This window comes from Paenibacillus sp. 453mf, from assembly GCF_900116105.1.
Taxonomy (GTDB): domain Bacteria; phylum Bacillota; class Bacilli; order Paenibacillales; family Paenibacillaceae; genus Paenibacillus; species Paenibacillus provencensis.
Map to the genome: position 1 here is coordinate 1886970 of NZ_FPAC01000001.1, position 22383 is coordinate 1909352.

Sequence of the window (22383 nt, forward strand, 5' to 3'; positions counted from 1 at the left end):
TGCCGTTTCGAACAACTCACAAAATTACTTATTGCCTTCGTTAAAATATGTTATTTCATATCCATCTATTAATCTTCTTAATCCATCTTTATAGTAAGGCATTAATTGTTCAGCCTTCTCTATATCAATCCAAGCTATTTCAGAAATTTCATTAGGTCTAACTATTTCTTCATTTCCACCGATTATCTCACCTTTAAATGTTATAAATATTACATGTTCTCTTTTTTTCGGAAATTTACATTCATTTACTGCCACTATTCCATGAACTTTAATATCTAGTCCAGTTTCTTCTTTAGCTTCCCTTACTGCTGCTTGGTCTAATGATTCTTCTCTTTCAACAGCCCCGCCTGGAAGTGACCATCGGTCACTATAATCATCTACATTCCTTACCATTAATATTTTGGAATTGGTTGGATCAGTAATTAAGGAATAAGCTACATCGACTCTGATCATTATGTTTGACTTCCCTTCTGATTTAGATCTGAATATCTTTCATATAACGTTCTTGTATTCACGACGTCCCACCACCTTAAGCCCGAAGGGCGGCCGCGATGCGGTTAGGTGGTCCGGATGTGTCGGGCCGAATATGCTTCCCCGCTACTGAGATGCCTCTGCGAATAACATCGTACTTCTGCCGGACCGAGGGCAGGATGGACCGAAGCTTGAATATGGTGTTATACGCTGCCCTTGCCCCCTTAAGTGATTATCATATTGTTCTTTATTCATTCTATTAGGAGGTAATTATCAATGTGTTGATCTTTAAATACGGTTTTATTGTTCGTTACTGCATCTATCAATCTTTCTACTGTAAAATTTGAAATCGGTCTTGGTAAATTATCAATATCAAAAAATCCATATTCATCTATTTCTTTATTATCAACTTCTATGCGACCAACATATCCATCTGACTTAAAAGTATAAATGTATCCATTCCGATGAGACATAAAATAGATACCTGATAAATCCATTTCATTGACTTCAATATTGACTTCTTCCTTCAGTTCTCTTCTTTAACCATCCCACACTGATTCACCTTCTTCTACTACTCCGCCTAGTACAGACTATTGTTTCTTTCCATATGTTTGATGAACCAATAGCACTCTATTATGCTCATCAATAATGATAATTCCTGAGGCATCATGGGATCGCTTCATTTTGTACCTCTTTCCTTTTATTTACTATAGCAAGGGTTGCGTATAACGTTGTTGAATTCACGACGTCCCTCCACCTTAAGCCCCAACGGGGCGGCCGAGATGCGGTTAGGTAGAGGGATGTGTCCGGCTGATTCGCTTCCTCATAATGAAATGCCTCTGCGAATCCGCATCTAACTCCGGCCGGACGGAGGGCCGAATGGCCCGAAACGTGAATATGTTGTTATAAGATGTTGGCGCCTTCCTCGTGTAGACCTTAAACGATTTCCTTTATTCTTTGATAATTCTCTTTACTAAGTGAGAACTTAAGTAAATCAGAATTATACCCTACTCTTCTAAAGACATCGATTATGTTGGCAATTCTATCTTCAAGGTTTCTATTCAATTCGTTTCCAATTGAATTTCCAAAGGTAATACTGAAATAGTCGTGCCCTCAAGAATGACTTGCTTGATGTATGGCCAAATAATTGGACCACTCTCCCATATACCTGTTTCTGGGACATATTCAAAATCAGAAGTTGGACATATATTTGCAATTTCCACTTAATATCATTGATAAGTACACGAGCAAAAGTCCAAGTATTATTAAAAGGATCTACAAAATCTATAACAGCCCTTGATTTAGTAGAAAACCAGTCAGCAACATTTGTAATCTCAGACGCTTGCGACTCTGATAAGAAATCTTCAAATATAAATACTACTTTCTCTACATCTCCGGGATTCTGCAAAATTACATCAATATCGTTTGGTTTAATTGAAGTACAACCATTTATTGCTGTTGCAGTCGAACCTCCGATAACATAGGGAATGTCTTTTTGATTTATTCTTCTTGCCACTTCAATAAGTGCATTAATAATGTTCATTGAGATTTGATCCTTTCGCACTTGCACCAATTTCTTATAACGTTCTTGTATTCACGACGTCCTACCACCTTAAGCCCGAAGGGCGGCCGCGATGCGGTTAGGTGGTGGGATGTGTCCGGCTGAAATACTTCCCTGCTGCTGAAATGCCTCTTCGATTCCACTTCTAACTAATGCCGGACCGAGGGCCGAATGGCCCGATGCGTGAATATGGTGTTATCGGATGCATCCGACTTCTCGAACAACTCATAAATAGATCTCATTATTATTATTTTATGGTCCTGAATTGCCCTTTTTCGTCTGACAATGTAGAGATTAATTCTTCGTTTTTTACTTCAATAAGATATTCCCTGTATACATGATCTCTGCCCCCATATCTTTCATACCAATCAACGATCTTTTTATTATGTTCTTTGTCACTTCTTACAAGCCGTTCAATTTCTTCATATTTTTCATAGCTATCATATTCCCAAATAGCAAATATTTCAGTTGTATTCTCTGAATGTTGAGCCATCCATCTTCCTACTAGACGAGCTCCATTCTTCAACTGATTTGGTAAATTGGTTTCAATGAAATGTTTATTAAAGATGTCAACAAAGTCACTGTTGACGATATAAAACTTTCTGCGATAAAACATTGTGTAGCCTCCTGTAATTTAGATGTATTGTTCTTGGACCTTTCGCACTTCGGATGTTTCCGATAACGTTGTTGTGTTCCCGACGCCTTACCGTCCTAAGGCTCCGTAGGAGCCGGGTCCGCTTGCGGACTTGGGCGGTGCAGGTGTGTCTGCTGAATATGCTTCCTCGAAATCCCTCTTGCAGACCAAGGGGCGTTAGCCCCGCAGTGGGAACACGGTGTTAGCTGATGTTATTGCCTTCTTCGACCAACTTACACTAAGGGTTTGATCTGAAATCTCTTTACTGTTACAGGATCTATAAATTCAATATCCCTTATATTTCTCGACTCAAATTCTTCCATGATTCTTAAAAAGATTCGTCCAATTAATATACTGTCCCCTAATGCATCATGTCTTCTAAGATCCTTATCGTAAATCTTATAGTAGTGAATCAAATAGTCTGTCCATATAATGTCCTTTACTTCTGGGTGTAAATAGGAAAATAATGCTTTAGTATCTATGCATGGAGTCGTTATCATTGGTAAATGGTTTCTGACACATTCATTCTTTAGTAAAGGTAAATCAAATTCATATCCTGCATGAGTAACTAAAATACATTCTTTAGTAAATTTCACAAAGTCGTTATATACTTCTTGTAATACTGGCGCGCCTTCTATATCCGTATTATAAATTCCAGTGAATCGTTCAACCGCTTCTGGTATTGGTTTTGGAGATTTAATATATGTATTGAACGTTTTTCTTTCTTGTATAATATTGTTCTCTATTATGACGGCACCAATTTGAGTAATAAATTCTGTCTCATGATTTATTCCTGTTGATTCAAAATCAAACACACAAAACTTCTGTGAATGAATGTTTTTAATTGATAATCCTGAAACAAGATAATCTATATCCGAAATATTCTTAATCTCCATTGATTCCAACCCCCCAATTAAAATCTTGCAGTAATTTCAGCTAACGTTACTGTATCTACGAACCCGAGAGGCTTAAAGGAGCGCTAGCGACTGGGTCCAACGGACTTAGCCTCGCAGGGTTGTCTGCTGAGTGACCTCCTTGAAATGCCTCTTGCAGACCAAGGGCCGAACGGCCTGTAGCGTAGATACTTTGTTATCGGATGTTAATGCCTTCATTGAGATGCCTGAATCATGTAATTAAAGTGTTTCATAGTGTTCTTGAATATAGAATGTTGCTTTGCTTCAATTTCCCTTACTAAATTTCCCGCTGTATTCTTAGCCAGTATGTATTCCTCTTCTGTGATGTGATTACTATTTAAAGCTTCTTCTAGCTCATCCTCATCCTTCATATAAAAGTCACCGTTAGGAAAAACGATAACATCTAGATAAAGATCTTCCCAATATCGAATACCCTCCTCGCTTATACCGTTGCTCTTGGTTATATCGAAATACCATTGAACTATTTCTTTCTTCTTATTAAGCATTGTAGTAACACAATAATTTGCTTCCTCAGGAAAGTGCTGCATCCAATAATAACCTTCATCGACTAAACAGATTTCTTGATCCGCAATTCTTCTTATTAAGGGTTCCGTTACTTCATGGATACTGATTAAGGTAATATGCCCTTTGAAGACTGCCTCATCGAAAAACCTGCTTACAAAATCATTCTTTATTACTCGATGCCAGTCTAATCGATCTGCATGTTTTCTTTTCATTTCACACCTCCTAATTACTTTCATATTTTATTTTCTTTGCATTAATTTCCGATAACGTTCTTGTATCTACGAACCCTCACTGGTTAAGGCGCTATAGCGCCGGGTCCGACGGACTTACCCAGTGCAGGGTTGTCTGCTGAATATCCTTCGTCGAAATTCCTCCTGCATACCAAGGGGCGTAAGCCCCGAAGCGTAGATACGATGTTAGAGGATGTTATTGCCTTCTTCGAATTTACTATTTAATTGATCTATTAAGTTTGTTACTTCTCTTGGTGTTTTAAGTATTATTATTTTCTTTACTTTTTCATATTTTTGTAGTTTTTCGAGTACTCCTGGTCTTTTTTGTTTTCTGAAATTCCATACCCATTTAATGAACTCCCAATCTAATTGCTCAGGACATCCTTCATTTAAATCAGGTCTCGTTCTTCTATGGTATTTAATTCTTCGTTTAATGACTCTAAAAGTAGTTATCCACGGAGGTAAATCGAGGAAAATTATTGTATCTGCTCTCGAAATTCTAATATCTAATGTCCTATTATAGTTCCCATCAATAATCCATTCATCATTTAGAATGAGCTTTCTTTGAAATTCATCCCATTCGTGATTAGGGGTTGCAATCCATCCAGGTTTCCAATAATAGGAATCTAAATGGTACAAAGGTAATCCTAAAACTTCTGAGAGTTTACTTGAAAGTGTAGATTTCCCTGATCCTCCAGATCCAATTATCATAATTCTCTTCATTCGTGTTCTCCTGATTATTAATGGTTTAAAATCACTTCAAATGTTGCAATAATTTCCTCTAACTCTTTTATCTCTGAACTTCGTAAATATCCTCTCGCAACCAATATCTGCGAACCTCAAACAGACAGATTAGCTATTCAACAACACACCACCCAGAGTCTACTCATCAGATACAAGAATGCATGGTGTCTAACTTCCTAATTATACCACGATTACCTAAATCCAATAGCCTATCATTTCCCTTTCTCAAAATGCAGCTTAACATTAACTTCTGATCCAGGATGAAGCTTATTTCAGCCATACGGGAATGAGCGAACAGAAGTAGAACATAATCCAATCTGGCTTCCATACATCGTTCAGAAGTAATGCCACGCTCCGCTCAACAACAGATAATACGTAATTTATTTTGTACAGCCAAAATAACCTTCTCAGTCGGTCATGAAGCATCAGCATGATAAATAAGAGCAAAAACATAAATATGGATAATGGAACTATTAAAGCCATCATAAAACCTAAGAACCCACTGAAAGAAGTGAATTCCCGCTAAAATAAAGATCATACGGATCTATGGAGCTTAGAATGAACAGAACCATAATGACAGTAATTGAGCTTATCAGAACCCATAGCATGAATTTGCTGAATTATCTGTTGCTTCACTTTTGCAGAACTTATCACTTTTTGTGAATTCCTCAGCTGTTTCTCTGTTATTCATTACGCCCCCTCCTCCATCAGATGACGCATAAACCAGCTTGAAAGTTGTTTTACTAACATCCAAATGCCCATCATTCATATAAAAAAGACCACCATACTAGATGGCAGCCTGTCTATCACACAATTGAATGAAATCCTATACTCTTAGCTTAACTGCTAATCGTCTCTGGTACATTAAAATCTCTAACCCACTGCCCAATCCGCTCATTTTTCATCGGCTTTCCATAGTAATATCCTTGCATGACATAACAGCCGAGCTCAGTTAAGAACTCAATATGCTCCTCATTCTCTACGCCCTCCGCGATCACTTCTAGCTGGAGCTTCTCAGCCATCAATATAATGGCATGAACGATGGCGCGCTTACTAGGCGTGTCCAGATCATATGTAAACAACCGATCCAGCTTCAGGGAGTCGAGCGGAAGTCGATCCAGTAAACCTATCGAGGAGTATCCTGTTCCAAAGTCGTCCATGGAAACACGAACGCCTGAATTGCGAATCTTATGCAGCTGCTGAATGATGTCATTGATATTGTGAAAAACCATAGATTCGGTAATTTCAAGCTCCAGCATTTCAGGCTCAAGTCCTGTCTCCTCTAATACCCATGGGATTAACTCGGTTAGATTGTCGGTCTGAAATAATCGAACCGATAAGTTTACGGAGATTGGCTGATGAATCCCTTGTGTCTGCCATTCCTTACACTGGCGGCACGCTTCTAACAGGACCCATTTGGTCATCGGAATCACTAGCCCTGTCTCTTCCGCAATCGGTATAAATTCAGCTGGAGATATCTGACCTAATCGAGGATGCTGCCACCTAATCAGAGCCTCAAATCCGACCAGACTATTCGTTCTCACATTACACTTCGGCTGGTACACCATATAGAACTGCTGCTGCTCAATCGCAAGCAGCAAATCCTTCTCCAGCTCCATCTTCCTTACTTCATTGACACCCAAATCCTCGGTGTAGATACAATACTGGTTCTTACCCAGCCCTTTGGCCTTGTACATGGCGGTATCCGCCGTTTTGAGCAGACTAGACCGCTCTGTATGCTGAATGGATCCAATGCTGATTCCAATACTGCCTGTCACATACAGCTCATTTCCTTCAATACGATGGACCTTCTTAATTTCTTTGATGACCCTCTCCGCATAGGCTTTAGCTTGTTGTAAGCTGCAATTCTTAATAATAAACAAGAACTCGTCTCCACCAATTCGATAAGCCTGCAGATCAACATCAACAAATTGTTGTAAGCGGGAGCCTACCTCCTGAATGAGCAAATCCCCAATATCATGGCCGAGTGTGTCATTGATCGCTTTGAACTGATCCAAATCCAGGAATAGCACCGCCAGCTCTTCATCTCCTGCATAAGTATCAAAGAATCGATTCATCTCATTACGATTAGGCAGCCCAGTAAGGCTATCCTCATAAGCCATTCTCTCAAGCACATGACGGTCAAGAAATAAGGCCCCCCATGACACAAGTAAAATAACGAATGTAGCCACGGTCACTCCGTATAGCAAAAATAAATCCACGGAAGCAGCATGATCATCCATAGTCATATGAACATGTCCTCCATGGCTTAGATAGTCCTCATCGCCAGTAAATGTAGCAGCCTTCATTCCTGTGTAATGCATTCCGCAGACAGCAAAGCCCATCACGATGGAGGATATCCATTTCAGCCAGCTGACAGAAGCTTGATTTCGAAACTTCAAGAACAAGAACAGTGCTGCATAAGAAGCTGCATATGCAATAATCGCAGACAGGATCCAGAGCAAGGGATCATAGCTGATGTCCATCGGCATGATCATCGCTTCCATCCCTACATAATGCATCGTAATTATGCCGCTGCCCATGAAGAATCCGCCAAATGCGATTTTCAACCGGCTGACATTCTTGGGCTTAGTGATGTAAAACGCAACAAAGGATGAAAGGACACTCGCCACCATGGAGAGCACCGTAAGCCATACATCATATTCCACTATCGTATGTACATGAAAAGCCAGCATGCCAACAAAATGCATAGACCATATTCCAGCTCCCATCACAAGGGCTCCGGCAAATAACCAGAAGAGCTGCATTTTACCTTTAGAATTCGATATTTTAGACGTAATACTAAGTGCAGAATAAGACGCAAGAATTGCAATAATAACGGAGAGCACTACTATATAGTAGTTGTAATCCCCATGAATGATCATTTTTTCACTCCTAATGTGCTCTGAAATGTTTCACTCTGAGCTGTTGAATATAGCAGACTCTATATTATATCGACAGAATGAGAGATTCCCTTTAAGCAATTCATTATTTTGATCGGTGACAAGATGAGCAGCATCCAGACCAAACAAATAGCCCTCCTACTTCTCAAAAGAAGTAAAAGGGCTCTATTCTAGTTAAGCAGGGTTCGTACCTTTGGTCTTGGCTGCTGAGGAAGGAGTGCTCTCCTCTTGAACAAGGTCCATCGGATACATCTTTTGGAACAGCAGGGTTTGAAAAATAAGGAAGGTTCCTCCTGCCATCCAATATAGCGGAATCGCTGCAGGTGCGCTGATCGAGAAGAATGCCATCATAATTGGGGATATATAGCCCATTATGGCAAACTGCTTCCGCTGCTCAGCGGGCATGTTCTTCATCGAAATTCGAGTCTGCAGCAAGTAGATCGCAGCTACAATAATCGCCAGAATCACATCTGGCTCTCCGAGTGTAAACCACAAGAATGTATGGCTGCTCATTTCCGGCATAAGCCTTATGGCTGTATATACACCTGTCAGTATAGGCAGCTGAATGAGAATTGGCAGACAGCCGATATTGAGCGGGTTGAATTTGTGCTTTTTGTAGAGCTCAAGCATCTCCTGCTGCATCTTCTGTGCACTTTCCGGATCCTTCTTGTTCTCGTACTTTTTCTTGAGCGCATCCAGCTCGGGCTGCATTCCCTTCATCACACGCCTCATGTTCTGCTGAGACTTCGTCTGTCTGAGCATGAGCGGGAACAGCAGCAAGCGGACAACGATAGTCAATATAATAATCGCAAGTCCGTAGCTTCCCTGAAACCATCCCGCCATATGTGATATCACATAAGAAATGGGAAACACAATGTAATGATTAAAGAAACCAGGCGTCGTGCTCGTAATCTCCGTTACATTCGTGCTGCAACCTGATAACAATAATGCGATGAGCACACTTGCGATGATGCCGTATAACCGTACCTTCCGTCTAGGGAATCCTTTTGATATGTCCATCTATATCCTCCTCGTTGATCGATCTTACGTGTAATCAACGGGGACAGGCATTCATCCGAATCATCATCAGGTGAAATTTTTATTCTACGAATTAATCTGAGTATCGAGCGTACTGCCCGCTTTTTAAAGGTCAGGCTCTGTTGTGGAACGAACTCAGGCCATTCTGCTGTTCGCCGTATTCCAAATTCCTCGAGTCTTCCCATCAGATGAAGCAGTGAGGCGCATGTTACGGCAAATACCAAGCCGGCTGATGCCAAATATGGAATCAAATGTTGCAGATCTTGAAGCTCAAACCATAGCAAAAGGATTCACCTCCTTTGAATATCTACCATTATACGCTTTTTGTACGCAGGATATAAGGGTTAGATTTCGGCAGCAAAAAAAGCATAAAGTCGCAAGCATACGCCTCCATGCTTTTGATTAGCTGCTGTTCAGCTTCTGTATAGTTACGTCGCTCATTTTTGTCCATTCAATCACACATGCATCATCCGCAAATAATGCGGTGTATCCTTCGGTGCTTCATCCTCCCTATTGTCAAGCAAACCCTGCTCTGTCCAACAATTCAGACAAATCTTCTTCTGTAGTACATAATGCAGCATCCTCACAGGTATAACAGTGTTGTAAATACAAACGTGTCAATTGATCGGGCATGATGTCTTTCATTTGTCTCATCTCCTTCTGATCTCTTGAGTACAATGTAACATGAATGCTTCCGTTATATTGTGATTATTTTCACATATATTTTATCAGCAGCATTTATTTTCTTTCTCCCCGTAAACAGAGAAAAAGCCGGCTCGCGCCAGCTCCCATCTCCTTAATTTCACTTATAATGACCTATGCCGGCCGGCCTATACTTGCTCCATTACTTCGCTTGGTTTTGCAGGTCACTCCATACCTTCTTATTACTATACTCCTTGCTCGTACTAATATCTCGGCCAAACCATTCCGGTGCAATGAAGTTCTCTGCTTCCTCCAGGGTTAGGAACTCAACCTCCAGCACTGCCAGATGGATCTGATCATATTCATCGATTTCAATGACTTTGTTATTCCACGTTGCCGTTGTTCTCTTCTTGGTTAGAGGAATGGTGCCATGAGCCTTCATAATCTGTTTGTACAGCCCTTCCGAGATATTATATTCGACTTCCTCTCTCGCCAAGCCCCACCCTTTCTTGAAGGTATGCGTATACTCGACTTCATTCGTGCTCAGGTCGGTTATTTTCCGCGCTCTCAGCTCCTGATCCCCGTCTAAGGCCAAATACGTTTGTTCTATAAACTGCTCCTTCATAATCACGATATCTCCAGCTTGTATTAAGGCAATTGGATAGGCTGTGAGCATAAATTTGCGTTCGATCTCTACTCCCATTGTGATATAGCTCCTCTGTCTTCTAATCTATTTGCAACTGAAACAATTTCATAAATTAATTCAACTATTATACACTACCTTCCCATTCGTCAAAAAATTGCTCCAAGTACTGCTCCATGAAGGCATGTCTTTGTTCTGCCAGCTTCCGTCCCTCCTTGGTATTCATTAAATCCTTCAATTTCAGAAGCTTCTCATAGAAATGATTAATCGCGGTGCTTTCTTCATTCCGATATTGGTCCTTCGACATGACCTCTCTTGGCTTCACTTCTGGATCATAGATAAGATGTCCTTTTGCGCCAGCATACACAAACGCCCTGGCAATCGATATAGCCCCGACCGCGTCCAGCCTGTCCGCATCCTGCACAACCTTTCCTTCGATGGTGCGCATCGGCGGGTTATGACCACCGTTATAGGACATGGTGGAGATAATCTCCAGGATATGCTCCTGATCCGCAGTCCCTACCGTATGATCCTGCAGCCATTTCTCGACCTTGGCCATTCCCGCTTCTTTGGATGGATTCAGCTTCTCATCGGCGATGTCATGCAGATACGCAGCAAGCATACAGACGAACATGTCTGCCTGCTCCGCGGCAGCTATTTTTTCTGCTGACCGCACGACCCGGTGGATATGCCACCAGTCGTGACCTGTGGTCTCCTGCCCCAATTCATGCTTCACATATGTCTCAGCAGCTTTTAATATGTTCTGTTCAATTTCTGACAAATTCATCATCGGATGATATCCCCGCGATCTATATGGTGTAAGAGAAAGAACCGGCCTTACTCCTGCTCAAAATATTCTTTAAGTGCTTGGTGGGCACGATATTCGGCTAGATTAAAGGACCACCAAGCTTGTTCCCTCTCATTCAGTCTATTATAGTCTGCTCGAAGATCAATTTGAATCTCGGGATTTTCACGGCTGAATTCAATAAGCACAGGAACAGCATCCATAGAGAGTGAACTAAGAAAATAAGTATCCATCTTCTGATGGATGTGGTACCGCTCGATATTTTTCTCGGCGATATAAGTGTCCATCCCTGCATAGTTAATCGCAACATATGACGCTAGTCCGAAGACAATATAGCACTTGGCCAAGGGAATCCGCTCAAAATGTATTCGAAGTCCAGCGATGACCATCAGTACAGCAAGAAGCAGCATGAATGCATGCACCAAGAACCTGAGATAAGTGAAACCATAAGCTTCTTCATACATTGTCAGTCTGGAGAAGGCCGAATACAAAATAATGATTGAACAAATCACAAGAATGTAGAGCATCCCTTTTTGGAACAAGCGTAGCCTGGATGACCCCCTATTCTCGGTGTACAGAAGGATCGTCATGAGAATTCCGAAATTAAGCAGCGCGACCAGCATCAGCTCAGCAAAGCCCCTTCTTGCATAATCGGCGTAAGTCATCCCTTCTGGCAGCGCACCTTCAAAGGCCCCAAACAAATAAGTGAACTGCAGGATAACGAATACCAGATAAACGACATTCACCATGGTCAGAACTGTTGATGCAATAATCGGATCGATTCGCAGGCGCAGGGTATCTGAATTGCTCTCATGGATTTTATCCTTAATGACCGTTGTTCCGGTATCCCATTCGAATTCACCTTTCGAGATATCGTCCTCTTGAGCAGTACTTGTGTTCGTCTCTTTCCAATAAGCGATCTCCGGATCCATCTTTCTTGCGGACACAGGCTGAACAAAGCCATACACATAACCAAAGAAGAACAAAGTGAACAGGAAGATCCACATGAATCGAAAAAAGCCTTCACTATATGTAACCTCATCAAGCCACCTCGGAATACCGAACATTAGTCGCTCAAACATACCGTCAGCAGAAGATAGCAACGAGATGACAATAATGACGAGCGGTGCGGAAATGGCTAGACCGAACAATATTTTACGACTAACAGCTCTTGATCCTTCATTAACCCGCTTCGAGTAAGATGATGTAATGCTGGTAAAAGCGGTTGGGAAATGTCGAAGGTTCCTTGGGATCAAATGCAACAGCATATCTTTCATAATCCCCGCCTTCCACCAGGCCCGTGGCTTGTAACCCAGCAGCAGCGTCACATGATAGGCAATCAGGGTTGGTATGATGAGGATATTAAGCACATAAAATATCGGATTGTCAAACAATAAGTAGGTTATCGACAGCATGAAAATAACAGCAAACATAAAAATAGCAAATGGTGATAGTCCGTGCAGCCGATCCCCTGCAAATCCCAATATAAATCCATAGAACAGGAGGATAAATATAGGAATGGATAGTCCTGGCGCATGGGCGTAGAACAAATACTGGTGGATGATCGCCAGGATCACAGCACCGAGGAGTGTGTATAAGCTGCGAGCTGGTGATGTTATGACAGGTAAAATCAACTTCATTTGAACGTCCCCCAAAACTTTAGGTTTATAATCCTAATTTTAGGTGATAAAATATGAAAATAAATAGAAAATATAAATGTATATATTTCGTATTTTAATAAGGGGTTGAATGATGAGTGAAGCTTCATTCCCAATTTTTACGGCTGCATGGTTACTATGGAAGCGAGGCAAGCGTACAGATTACACTCGATGAGATGGCAGACACGCTGGAGTGCACACACCGCAATGCCCTGAATATTATTCGCAAAATGGAGGCAGAAGGCTGGATTGAGTGGCATTCACAGCGGGGACGCGGTAAGCGCTCTAAGCTTATTTTCCTGGTGGATCCAGAGGAAATTGCAGCCATCTCCATGATCAAGGCGATTGACCGCCACGAGATTAAGAAAGTCATGGATGATATTAAGGCGTATACGGATTCTGCGAAATTACCTGGACGGCTGCAGGGCTGGATGATGCAGTATTTTGGACACCACACCCAAATGAATGAGGATAAAGAGGAAATTGATATTCTCCGTCTGCCTTTGCGTCAGCAAATTCATACAATTGACCCGCTAGCGATGAATCTGCTGGCAGAGTCTTTTGTCGCAAGTCACGTCTATGATGGGCTTCTGACACGGAACGAGACGGGTGAGGTCATCCCTCATCTTGCTCATGATTATGATGTCAGTGAGGATCGAATGACATGGGTATTCTATTTGCGTAAGGATGTATACTTTCATCATGGAAAAACACTGACTGCTGACGATATCGTGTACACCTTTGAACGATTAAGACAGCATAGAGAGCCTCTCTTATATAATTTTATCGTTAAGTCCATCGCATCGATCACTGCACTCAGCAGCACATGTGTTCGGTTTACGCTGACATCTCCGAACGAGCATTTTGTGCCTTTCTTATGTACAAGCAGAGCCGTGATCGTTCCCTCCGGCCTGGACGAAGCAGCAGAACATGACGAAGTTAGATTTAGCGGAACAGGCCCCTTCAAGGTTACCGAGCTCAATTCAAGTATGTGTATCCTTGTCGCGTTCTCTTCCTATTTTATCTCTCGTCCGCATTTGGATATTGTGGAGATTATCCAGATTCCCTGGTCACTGCCTGAACAGAATACGGAGGCACAGGACGGAGCTGACCCGCTCTTTCACGTGCTGCTTGGCAACAACCATGTTCAACAGAACCCGGGCAAGTTTAATTCACATACCTTGGTACGCAAGCTGCTTACCTGCAATACGAGAAAAGACGGACCGCTAAGAGATCCAGATGTACGTAAACATGTATTTCAGTGTATAGCGTATGAGGATCAGATGTTATCCGCCCAAAATCCAGGGACTTCGAAGCCAGCTGCCGTTGATGGAACCTATCTTGTACTTATCACCATTCCCCAATATCGGCCGGACGCCATGGATATTGCCGAGCGGCTGGAGCAGTTTGGTTACAGCGTAAGAGTAAAGGTGTTTATGCCCGAGGATTTCAAAGGCTCTATTCGGATGGAGTCGGATCTGATTCTGTTCTCACTCCTTATGGACAGAGACGAGCCTCTCCGTCGTCATGACTTGTACTTAACCTTGTCATCCCATGTAGAGTCTTCTGTTGAAAAAAGCATATTACATGGCCTTGACCAGATATTATTAATACAGGACGCCGATAAGAGATTACGGATGCTGCAGCAGATGGAGCAACAATTGATCGAACAGGATCATCTGTACGTCATGTACGATCGTCCCTTTCAGACCTCATTCCTGCCCTCCGTCCGAGGGATTAAGCCCGGTTCTCAGGGATGGGTGGATTTGAGATACCTCTGGTTTCCACCTGCAGCGCAGCAGAATAAGTAGGCTTAAATTAAATTCAGCAGCATTTCAAGTGATAATGGATACTTCCCCTGCTTGAAATGCTGCTGTTTTATCTTCGTTACAAAAATAGTCGGAATAATGGCAAGCAGTAAAAAATAGGTCCAATCCGAAAGGTTATATTCAATCAAAGAATAACGATTAATCATGTTATAGATGAGCATTACCGTACCACCAATAAAAAAGACAATAATACTGTAAGCATTTGCATCTACTTTGTTGCTCACTTTTTGGCCTGCGAGTAAGTATGCAGACACGAAAATGGTGCCGATTAACGATAAGCCGTCTCCTATTAAGGCTTCTGATGAAACATTGATGTCTCCCCATGCGATTAAGACGGAACCAAAGAGAGCAATGATCAGGCAACAAACCGTCAGTAGACGAACACGTTCCTTGAACAAAATATAGCTTAAATGCGATTAGACTCTGCTTAAGTGATCAATTCCTTCTGCCAAACAATCTCCGATACTCCGTTGGTGTGACACCTTCATGCTCCAGAAACTTGCGGTTGAAATAGCTGCTGCTCGGGTAACCCGCTTCCTCTGCAATGTCACCAATGGTACGCTCTTCCTGCACCAATAGTGCCTGCTTCGCATACTGGAGTCTGCATTGGGTCACGAAATCCATCGGCGTCATATTGATCGCTTTGCGAAACAATTTGCAGAAATAATGGACACTCACCCCGGCTTTGCCTGCCCACAATTCTAACTCAAATGGCTTAACCGCCTCCTGCTGAAGCTCAGGGAGTAAATCCATAATGCGCTGGATGGACCCTCCGGATCTGCTGCCATTGCCTGTACGCGGTACAGCCTGATGTACAAACTCCGTAACGACAGCATAGGTAAGCGTAGACAGCACCGTAGGATTCAGCATCTTGTTATTCTCCGCTTCGGTCAATAGCTCGAGATGCACTTTTTCCCATTCCGCCCCATTTCGTAAGGTCCATATTCGATGATGCTGAAATCCCCGATCCAGCATATATTCCGTCATATTGCTTCCATAGAAGTGAACCCACCGAATGTCCCAAGGCTCCTGCTCATTACTGAAATATCTTTGCTCCTGCAGCGGAAAGTACAAGAAGGCATCGCCCGCCCCGAGCTCCTGCAGAAAACCATCGATCTCGATGTAGCCTTTACCGGAAGCAATATAGTGAATATTAAAATTGTTTAATGCTCCCTTCTGTCTCGTCACCGTATGTTTGGGCATATCGCTGTACATCCCTACCGATTCTGGGTAACAAAAAAAACGGGGATTCTGAGTTGTCACCAGGTGACTTTGCCGCTGCATCGCCTTCTCCTCCATTGTAGAACAATATTGTGTTATTCCAACACAAAATCGTATTATTTTAATTTCATTCCAAATTCAATACAATGACAATATCATCATAATATTTCGTCAGGAGGAATAAAAGCACATGAGTAAAAAACTTCGATGGGGCATTCTCAGCACTGCCAATATAGGAAGAAAATCCGTCATTCCCGGACTACAATACTCGCAGTTTAATGAAGTAACCGCAATTGCCAGCCGGAATCAAGCGAAGGCAGAAGAAGCAGCCAAGGAACTGAATATTAAGAATGCATATGGCAGTTATGAAGAGCTGCTTGCTTCAGACGACATCGATGCTGTCTATATTCCATTGCCGAACCATCTGCATATGGAATGGACCATCAAAGCTGCCGAAGCAGGTAAGCACGTGCTGTGTGAGAAACCTATCGCTCTGACGGCTGAGGAAGCTGAGCGAATGGTTATTGCTTGTGAGCAAGCAGGCGTTCATTTGGCTGAGGCATTCATGTACCGCCATCATCCCAGATATCAAATGATCAAAGATGTAATCGCTTCCGGCGAAATTGGAACGGTACGTGGTATTCATGCAAATTTCACATTCAATAGCGGGGACAGCACGAACAACATCCGCTTTAACAAGGAGATGGGCGGCGGGTCCATATATGATGTCGGCTGCTATCCAATCAGTGTTGCCCGCTTCTTGACAGGGCTGGAGCCGGAGGCCGTAACAGCACAGTCGTTCTTCTCACCGAAGCATGGGGATGTCGATATGATGACCTCTGGATTCCTTGAATTTCCGAATGACGTCTCACTGATCTTCGATTGCGGCATGTGGGCTACCTTCCGTAATCGGCTTGAAGTGCTTGGAACCGATGGAACCATTGAAGTCCCTTCTGCCTTCGTATGCAGTCATGACAGTGAAGCTGGATTTATCGTTAATGGCAAGCTGGGTAAACGTGAAATCGAGGTGCCGGTCATTAATCAATACTCGGCTATGGTCGATCATTTTGCGGATGTCGTGTTTGAACGCAGTACACCTGTATTCACACCATCGGATGCCGTCCGCAATATGAGAGTCGTTGAGTCCGCTCTTGTCTCTGCAACGAAGCGAGAAAGAATCACGCTTTAATTTAGTCAAGCTAAGACACATGAAACAGAATAATTCTGCACTTTACTCTCAAGGAGGAAACGGTTATGGAATATATATCTATTCAAGGATCAAAAAAATCAATTTCTCGTTTGATTAAAGGTTCCGATTATTTCACGCACGAAAATTATGATCAGGTCGTGACCAATATCGAAGCATTCTTGGCAATCGGCGGCAACACGATCGATACTGCACATATTTATACCGGGGGCCAGAGTGAAGAGGTTATCGGACGCTACCTGCAAGAGTCAGGCAATCGGGACAAGATCGCCATCTTTACCAAAGGGGCTCATCATGACAGACAAGGCCCACGCGTGAACAAACAGGCTATTGACCATGATCTGGCTGTCAGCTTGGAACGGCTGCAGACCGATCATATTGAACTGTATGGTCTTCATCGGGATGATCCGTCGATCCCAGTCGAGCATATCATCGATGCGCTGAATGAGCATATTGCTGCCGGCCGGATTGGAGCAGCAGGTGCATCCAACTGGACCTGGCAGCGCCTGACAGAAGCGAATGCATATGCCGAGAGCAATGGACTCGCCGGCTTTACATTCAGCAGTCCGAATTTAAGTCTTGCCAAGGCGAATGAACCCTTCTGGCCGGGATGTGTATCCGTGGATCAAGAAACCAGCAAGTGGCATGAACAAACCCAGCTCCCGCTGCTATCCTGGTCGTCACAGGCACGCGGTTTCTTCACAGGCAAATTCACGCCTGATATCAAGGATGATGCTGATCTTGTACGTGTGTTCTATAATGATCAGAACTGGGAGCGACTGAACAGAGCGAAGCAGCTTGCAGTAGATAAAGGGGTAACCGTTATTCAGATCGCACTGGCTTATGTGCTAAACCAGAATTATCCGACCTGTGCCTTGATCGGAGCCCGCAATCCAGAGGAATTGGCATCCTGCGACGAAGGGGCTAATATTCAGCTGACACAACAAGAAATAGAGTGGCTGGACTTGACGAGTGAAGGGGTCCAGTATTAACAAGAAATTGGAATCGCAATCAGAAGGCTGACCAGGCTCTATAATCAGTCCATTGAGAGCGATCGGGAGCACCGAAAAGACCTGCTTCGTAAATTGTTTGGCAGCGTTGGTGACAACATTTATGTGGAATCCACTTTCCGCTGCGATTATGGATACAATATTCCTGTCGGAGACGGCTTCTATGCCAACTTTGACTGCGTGATTCTTGATGTGTGCGAGGTCAGAATCGGGACGAATTGATGAGGATTTCGGCAAGCCGGTTACGATTGGAGACAATGTCTGGATCGGCGGTCGTGCTATTTTTAATCCGGGGATAGCGATTGGAGATAATGTCGTCGTTGCCAGTGGAGCGGTTGTCACCATGGATGGGCCGGACAATGTCGTAGTTGGAGGCAACCCTGCCCGCATCATTAAGCAGCTTGACGTATAAGTTTAATAGCGACTCATAGATTAGACCCAGGTGCTTTATCAAGCACCTGGGTCTATTTGTATAACAGAATCACTGGGGTAATGGTTCTGATCTTCGATCTAGAAGACGCAGTATCCGAGCCCGGTTATATCGAAGCGAAAATATACAGGGAAGGTTGGCTGCCAGTGCATACAGGATCATCATCCCAACCATAGGTGTATTCCATAGGAAGAACAATGGAGCCGGCAGCGGACCGGCATTTACAATCCTCGCTCCGCGTTTAGCTGCAATTTCAGCTGTACGATCTGTCGATTCGTCATCTACAACAATGATTTCATCGGTTGGATTCACCTGCTCTTGCAAGGACTTCAACAGCCTTCCAATATTCCTCTCTTCATTCCGAGCGGGAATCATCACACGCTTCTGGTCATTGGGTTCGCAGCTTTTGTGGAATGCCCCAGGGATTGCTCTTGATCGTTCAGCCCCTGATGCAGCCCTCTGTTTCTTGGCAACAGTCTAAGCTCTGACCATAGCAAGATGCCGGAAATCAGGCCAGCCAGTATCCAATTTAGTGACACCATATTGTGCCTCCTCCAAGCTCTCGGCAGGAAATCAAACCTCACCTGCTGTTTATTTCATCGCACTTCCGGTAAGTATGGTAATTAAGCATTTTTACTTCAATTATGATCCGTACATCACCCTATGTATACAGTGTGACGAGATCAGATAAGGAGAAGAGGAGAACGTTTATGCGCAAAAAAGTAATTGTCATCGGCGGAGGATTGGGCGGCCTATCAGCGGCAATGAGACTTGCAGCCGATGGTCATGAAGTTACAGTTCTTGAAAAAAACGAACGTGCCGGGGGCAAGCTGAACATCCGATCAGGTGCAGGTTACTCCTTCGATACAGGACCGTCTATTTTGACAATGCCTTGGGTACTGGAACAGCTGTTTGAAAGTACAGGACGCAAGCTGTCGGACTATATGAAGCTCGTACGGATTGAGCCACAGTTGAGAACTTTTTTTGAAGATGGGGTATCCATTGATGTGACCAGTGATTTGCCGGAAATGCTGTCTACGATCAAGGAGATTTCAACAGAAGATGCGGCAGATTTCCTGAAATATCTGCAGTACTGTCAGAAGCTGTACGATATGAATAGACGCAGCAGCTATACGAGAAGTCTCTCGGGTCTTGAAGAGCTTCGCGGCATGCATTCGATCAAAGAGCTGCTCGCGATGGACCCGCTTCGCACGATGGCGCAAAGCACCGACAAATTCCTGAAGGACAAGCATTTAAAACAGCTGTTTAATTTCTTCATTATGTATACCGGCTCTTCCCCTTATCGTGCTCCTGCTGTCCTGTCACAGCTTGTATATGTACAGCTCGGACTCGGGATCTATTATGTGGATGGCGGGATGTTCAACATAGCTAAGGGAATGCTGAAGGTCCTCGATGAGCAAGGTGTAACTATACACACCAATGCCAAAGTAACGAAGATTAACACGAAGGAAAAGGTAGCAACAGGCGTAACACTGCAAGACGGAACCGTGCTGGATGCAGACCTTGTGGTCTCTAATTTGGATGCCATTCCAACCTATCATTCGTTACTGAAGGATCAGAACGGAGCTCTGAATTCAGCTAAAAAGCTGAGTAAATTCGCGCCAACGGTATCTGGGCTTGTTCTGCTCTTAGGGATTAACAAGAAGTATGAGCAGCTGCTCCATCATAACTTTTTCTTCTCCCAGGATCCGGCGAAGGAATTTGACGACATCTTTAACAAGGGGATTCCTTCCGACGATCCAACCGTATATATCGGGGTTTCCAGCAAATCGGATGCCACTCAAGCTCCGGAGGGAAAAGAAAATTTATTCGTCCTCACCCACGTTCCGCCGCTTAAGCCGGGTAAGAGCTTCGAATCCAATACAGAAAGGTACCGGGAGCTGATACTGAATAAGCTTGAACGAATGGGACTTAAGGATATACGTCAGCATATCGAATTCGAGTACACTTTCGTTCCCGATGATCTTCAGCGGTTATATGGTGCAAATGGAGGATCCATATACGGAGTAGTCACCGACCGGAAGATGAACGGAGGATTCAAGGTTCCAAGTCGCAGTGATTTGATTGAGAATCTGTATTTTGTCGGCGGTTCTACACATCCTGGCGGAGGCGTTCCAATGGTTACTTTATCAGGTCAGCTAACAGCAGACCTCATCAAAGAACAATACACGAAAACAACGAAGTCAGGGAAAGCCAAAAAAGCGAACTAACCCTGTATTATGAACATATGATCTGATCCTGTGCAAGATCGTATGTATGCTATAACAAATAAGGCATGAGACTCTTCCCTGAAGGAAGATCACTCATGCCTTGATTTTTGGCGATTTAACTATTCCTTGCCTGTATAACGGAAATAAGAAAAGTCTGCATAGCTTCCCATGAACTGATTCATATCATGAGCTGCAATACCGACGAAGTTCCCAGTGAACCCTCCTGATAAAAATCCGATATGATGCGTCTCACCGAGCTCATTCCATTCGCCTTCACCCGTTCGGTAATAGAACTGTCCATTTACACCAGACACATTGACAGCGAGCTGTACAGCCTCATCTTCTTCCAGCTTTACAATGACTGGCTCCAATGTAAATTCATCTTTTTCACAGCGCATGAGCCGAAGCACCTTGCCATGCTCCAACTCTTTCGTCACATACGCAAACCAATAGTTGTCTTCGTTCAAATACAGCATGAGCCCCGCCATTTGAAGATACATCGCTGGCTCATACTCTACTTCCGTTTCGGCACGAAAATGAGTATCTGCCTGCCGAACAGCCAGGATGTGATGCTCGAACAGACTTTGAGCCGATTCTCCTGCATGAATTCTTAAATAACCCGGTCTCTCTGATAAATTGCACCAGCGATCGTCCGCCACTATACGCAGTGTATTCCACTCGGGTCTCAACTGAGCTCCTGTAAAATCATCCTGGAACTCCGTGCTTCGCTTCCCTCTAACAGCAACACCTTTCGGAACAGGAACCTCTGTCTGGGGAGAATGACCGCCAGTAGTTAATCGAAGCCAACCCTCCGAGTCCCAATACACTTGCTGTAATGCCGTTTCTCTGCCCAGAATGGGGAACTTTCCTTCAATCGGCCGAGTGCATAGATGAGCCATATACCACTCGCCTTCGGGTGTCTCAACCAGGCTCCCGTGCCCTGCACATTGCAGCTCAAGCTCTGGGTTATCACTTGAAGTCAGCATTGGATAGTGAGGATCAACTTCGTAAGAACCAAGCAGCTCCGTAGACCGGGCTACAGTAACTGCATGTCCGCTGCCCGTCCCACCTTCTGCTGTGATTAAGTAATAATATCCGTTTCGTTTATAGATATGAGGTGCTTCCGTTTTCTTAAGCGGAGTACAGTCAAAGAGCTTAACAGGATCACCAATCAGTTTCTCCTGCTTCGGATCATATTCTTGAATGACAATCCCGCTTGATTTGTTCCCCTCGGTAATTCGATAATCCCACAAGCAGTTTAACAGCCATTTTCGCCCGTCGTCATCGTGATATAGGGACGGATCAAAACCACTGCTGTTTAAATAGATGGGCTCCGACCAAGGTCCGCTGATAGACTTGGATGTAATGAGGTAATTATGGCTGTCTTTAAAGGGACGTTTCGTGCTCTTCACATCGGTATACATCAGATAAAATAGGCCGTCATGGTAGCTAAGCTGTGGAGCCCAGATACTGCAGTTCTTGGGATTACCCTTGAGATTCACCTGATTTGTTAAGACATCTGTGCAGAATTCCCATTCCGCCAAATTATCGGATTGATAGATCCGAACACCCGGAAGCCATTCGAAGGAAGATACCGCAATGTAATAAATATCGTCGACACGGATCATACACGGGTCCGGATTAAATCCGGGAAGTATCGGGTTCTGAATGGTCTTGGTATTCATTT

22 protein-coding genes and 1 pseudogene are annotated in these 22383 nt (G+C 43.5%); 5 read left to right on the forward strand and 18 right to left on the reverse strand.

Features of this window, described 5'->3' with window-relative positions; translation table 11 throughout:
- Positions 1-24: 24 nt before the first annotated feature.
- The 13 genes from BM415_RS09030 to BM415_RS09085 all read right to left on the reverse strand — a co-directional run bounded on the left by BM415_RS09030 (position 25) and on the right by BM415_RS09085 (position 12750).
- Positions 25-453, reverse strand: coding sequence for an NUDIX hydrolase (locus BM415_RS09030; protein ID WP_091157009.1), 429 nt, complete (start codon positions 451-453; stop codon positions 25-27).
- Between the two features lie 269 nt (positions 454-722).
- A complete protein-coding gene (locus BM415_RS09035) occupies positions 723-1001 on the reverse strand; it encodes an NUDIX hydrolase (RefSeq protein ID WP_348272324.1) in 279 nt (92 codons plus the stop codon).
- Between the two features lie 527 nt (positions 1002-1528).
- The gene (locus tag BM415_RS09040) at positions 1529-2014 is read right to left on the reverse strand and encodes a hypothetical protein (protein ID WP_091157014.1); all 486 of its coding nucleotides are present in this window, start codon (positions 2012-2014) and stop codon (positions 1529-1531) included.
- Positions 2015-2279: 265 nt separating this feature from the next.
- Positions 2280-2648: an NIPSNAP family protein gene (locus BM415_RS09045; RefSeq protein WP_091157017.1), complete on the reverse strand. Its 369-nt coding sequence runs from the start codon at positions 2646-2648 to the stop codon at positions 2280-2282.
- Positions 2649-2899: 251 nt separating this feature from the next.
- Positions 2900-3562 carry a 3'-5' exonuclease gene (locus BM415_RS09050; protein ID WP_091157018.1) on the reverse strand — a complete coding sequence of 221 codons (663 nt, stop codon included), beginning with the start codon at positions 3560-3562 and terminating at the stop codon, positions 2900-2902.
- Between the two features lie 212 nt (positions 3563-3774).
- Positions 3775-4317, reverse strand: coding sequence for a ribonuclease FAU-1 family protein (locus BM415_RS09055; protein WP_091157021.1), 543 nt, complete (start codon positions 4315-4317; stop codon positions 3775-3777).
- 204 nt (positions 4318-4521) lie between these two features.
- Complete coding sequence (locus BM415_RS09060) at positions 4522-5058, reverse strand: DNA topology modulation protein (protein WP_091157022.1); 537 nt, start codon at positions 5056-5058, stop codon at positions 4522-4524.
- An 860-nt stretch (positions 5059-5918) separates the two neighbouring features.
- Positions 5919-7964, reverse strand: a complete 2046-nt coding sequence (locus tag BM415_RS09065) for a bifunctional diguanylate cyclase/phosphodiesterase (RefSeq protein WP_244533194.1) — start codon at positions 7962-7964, stop codon at positions 5919-5921.
- Positions 7965-8156: 192 nt separating this feature from the next.
- A complete protein-coding gene (gene yidC / locus BM415_RS09070; RefSeq protein ID WP_091157025.1) occupies positions 8157-9002 on the reverse strand; it encodes a membrane protein insertase YidC in 846 nt (281 codons plus the stop codon).
- A gap of 534 nt (positions 9003-9536) precedes the next feature.
- Positions 9537-9665, reverse strand: coding sequence for a hypothetical protein (locus BM415_RS25790; protein ID WP_280142852.1), 129 nt, complete (start codon positions 9663-9665; stop codon positions 9537-9539).
- A gap of 199 nt (positions 9666-9864) precedes the next feature.
- Positions 9865-10365, reverse strand: coding sequence for a CYTH domain-containing protein (locus BM415_RS09075; protein WP_091157027.1), 501 nt, complete (start codon positions 10363-10365; stop codon positions 9865-9867).
- Positions 10366-10432: 67 nt separating this feature from the next.
- Positions 10433-11095, reverse strand: a complete 663-nt coding sequence (locus BM415_RS09080) for an HD domain-containing protein (protein WP_348272311.1) — start codon at positions 11093-11095, stop codon at positions 10433-10435.
- Positions 11096-11142: 47 nt separating this feature from the next.
- Positions 11143-12750, reverse strand: a complete 1608-nt coding sequence (locus BM415_RS09085; protein WP_091157029.1) for a DUF4153 domain-containing protein — start codon at positions 12748-12750, stop codon at positions 11143-11145.
- A 116-nt stretch (positions 12751-12866) separates the two neighbouring features.
- Between BM415_RS09085 and BM415_RS09090 the strand changes: the two genes are divergently transcribed.
- Entirely contained in the window at positions 12867-14579 is a 1713-nt protein-coding gene (locus BM415_RS09090; RefSeq protein ID WP_091157031.1) for an ABC transporter substrate-binding protein, read from the forward strand.
- 2 nt (positions 14580-14581) lie between these two features.
- Here the strand turns inward: BM415_RS09090 and BM415_RS25500 are convergent, their stop codons facing one another.
- Positions 14582-14995, reverse strand: coding sequence for an EamA family transporter (locus tag BM415_RS25500; protein WP_280142853.1), 414 nt, complete (start codon positions 14993-14995; stop codon positions 14582-14584).
- 37 nt (positions 14996-15032) lie between these two features.
- On the reverse strand, positions 15033-15881 hold the full coding sequence (locus BM415_RS09100) for a helix-turn-helix transcriptional regulator (protein WP_091157033.1): 849 nt from the start codon (positions 15879-15881) through the stop codon (positions 15033-15035).
- Positions 15882-16008: 127 nt separating this feature from the next.
- Here BM415_RS09100 and BM415_RS09105 point away from each other — a divergent pair, with 127 nt between their 5' ends.
- The 3 genes and pseudogenes from BM415_RS09105 to BM415_RS09115 form a co-directional block, all read left to right on the forward strand.
- Complete coding sequence (locus BM415_RS09105; protein WP_091157036.1) at positions 16009-17007, forward strand: Gfo/Idh/MocA family protein; 999 nt, start codon at positions 16009-16011, stop codon at positions 17005-17007.
- Positions 17008-17072: 65 nt separating this feature from the next.
- Entirely contained in the window at positions 17073-18017 is a 945-nt protein-coding gene (locus tag BM415_RS09110; protein ID WP_091157038.1) for an aldo/keto reductase, read from the forward strand.
- A gap of 21 nt (positions 18018-18038) precedes the next feature.
- Positions 18039-18447, forward strand: a pseudogene (locus tag BM415_RS09115) (DapH/DapD/GlmU-related protein); the annotation flags it as partial.
- 69 nt (positions 18448-18516) lie between these two features.
- On the opposite strand, the gene BM415_RS25505 reads toward BM415_RS09115, so the two are convergent.
- The gene (locus BM415_RS25505) at positions 18517-18798 is read right to left on the reverse strand and encodes a glycosyl-4,4'-diaponeurosporenoate acyltransferase CrtO family protein (protein ID WP_244533195.1); all 282 of its coding nucleotides are present in this window, start codon (positions 18796-18798) and stop codon (positions 18517-18519) included.
- Positions 18799-18839: 41 nt separating this feature from the next.
- The gene (locus BM415_RS25035) at positions 18840-19007 is read right to left on the reverse strand and encodes a hypothetical protein (protein WP_170862411.1); all 168 of its coding nucleotides are present in this window, start codon (positions 19005-19007) and stop codon (positions 18840-18842) included.
- Between the two features lie 168 nt (positions 19008-19175).
- Here BM415_RS25035 and crtI point away from each other — a divergent pair, with 168 nt between their 5' ends.
- On the forward strand, positions 19176-20696 hold the full coding sequence (gene crtI / locus BM415_RS09125) for a phytoene desaturase family protein (RefSeq protein ID WP_091157041.1): 1521 nt from the start codon (positions 19176-19178) through the stop codon (positions 20694-20696).
- 119 nt (positions 20697-20815) lie between these two features.
- Here the strand turns inward: crtI and BM415_RS09130 are convergent, their stop codons facing one another.
- Positions 20816-22381: a glycoside hydrolase family 43 protein gene (locus BM415_RS09130; RefSeq protein ID WP_091159153.1), complete on the reverse strand. Its 1566-nt coding sequence runs from the start codon at positions 22379-22381 to the stop codon at positions 20816-20818.
- Positions 22382-22383 lie beyond the last annotated feature (2 nt).

Excerpts from the sequence above, each read along its gene's own strand:
- BM415_RS09030 (WP_091157009.1), bottom strand. The coding sequence starts at position 453 with ATGATCAGAGTCGATGTAGCTTATTCCTTAATTACTGATCCAACCAAT.
- BM415_RS09040 (WP_091157014.1), bottom strand. The coding sequence starts at position 2,014 with ATGAACATTATTAATGCACTTATTGAAGTGGCAAGAAGAATAAATCAA.
- BM415_RS09045 (WP_091157017.1), bottom strand. The coding sequence starts at position 2,648 with ATGTTTTATCGCAGAAAGTTTTATATCGTCAACAGTGACTTTGTTGAC.
- BM415_RS09050 (WP_091157018.1), bottom strand. The coding sequence starts at position 3,562 with ATGGAGATTAAGAATATTTCGGATATAGATTATCTTGTTTCAGGATTA.
- BM415_RS09055 (WP_091157021.1), bottom strand. The coding sequence starts at position 4,317 with ATGAAAAGAAAACATGCAGATCGATTAGACTGGCATCGAGTAATAAAG.
- BM415_RS09060 (WP_091157022.1), bottom strand. The coding sequence starts at position 5,058 with ATGAAGAGAATTATGATAATTGGATCTGGAGGATCAGGGAAATCTACA.
- BM415_RS09065 (WP_244533194.1), bottom strand. The coding sequence starts at position 7,964 with ATGATCATTCATGGGGATTACAACTACTATATAGTAGTGCTCTCCGTT.
- yidC (WP_091157025.1), bottom strand. The coding sequence starts at position 9,002 with ATGGACATATCAAAAGGATTCCCTAGACGGAAGGTACGGTTATACGGC.
- BM415_RS25790 (WP_280142852.1), bottom strand. The coding sequence starts at position 9,665 with ATGAAAGACATCATGCCCGATCAATTGACACGTTTGTATTTACAACAC.
- BM415_RS09075 (WP_091157027.1), bottom strand. The coding sequence starts at position 10,365 with ATGGGAGTAGAGATCGAACGCAAATTTATGCTCACAGCCTATCCAATT.
- BM415_RS09080 (WP_348272311.1), bottom strand. The coding sequence starts at position 11,095 with ATGATGAATTTGTCAGAAATTGAACAGAACATATTAAAAGCTGCTGAG.
- BM415_RS09085 (WP_091157029.1), bottom strand. The coding sequence starts at position 12,750 with ATGAAGTTGATTTTACCTGTCATAACATCACCAGCTCGCAGCTTATAC.
- BM415_RS09100 (WP_091157033.1), bottom strand. The coding sequence starts at position 15,881 with ATGCAGCGGCAAAGTCACCTGGTGACAACTCAGAATCCCCGTTTTTTT.
- BM415_RS09105 (WP_091157036.1), top strand. The coding sequence starts at position 16,009 with ATGAGTAAAAAACTTCGATGGGGCATTCTCAGCACTGCCAATATAGGA.
- BM415_RS09110 (WP_091157038.1), top strand. The coding sequence starts at position 17,073 with ATGGAATATATATCTATTCAAGGATCAAAAAAATCAATTTCTCGTTTG.
- BM415_RS25035 (WP_170862411.1), bottom strand. The coding sequence starts at position 19,007 with ATGGTGTCACTAAATTGGATACTGGCTGGCCTGATTTCCGGCATCTTG.
- crtI (WP_091157041.1), top strand. The coding sequence starts at position 19,176 with ATGCGCAAAAAAGTAATTGTCATCGGCGGAGGATTGGGCGGCCTATCA.
- BM415_RS09130 (WP_091159153.1), bottom strand. The coding sequence starts at position 22,381 with ATGAATACCAAGACCATTCAGAACCCGATACTTCCCGGATTTAATCCG.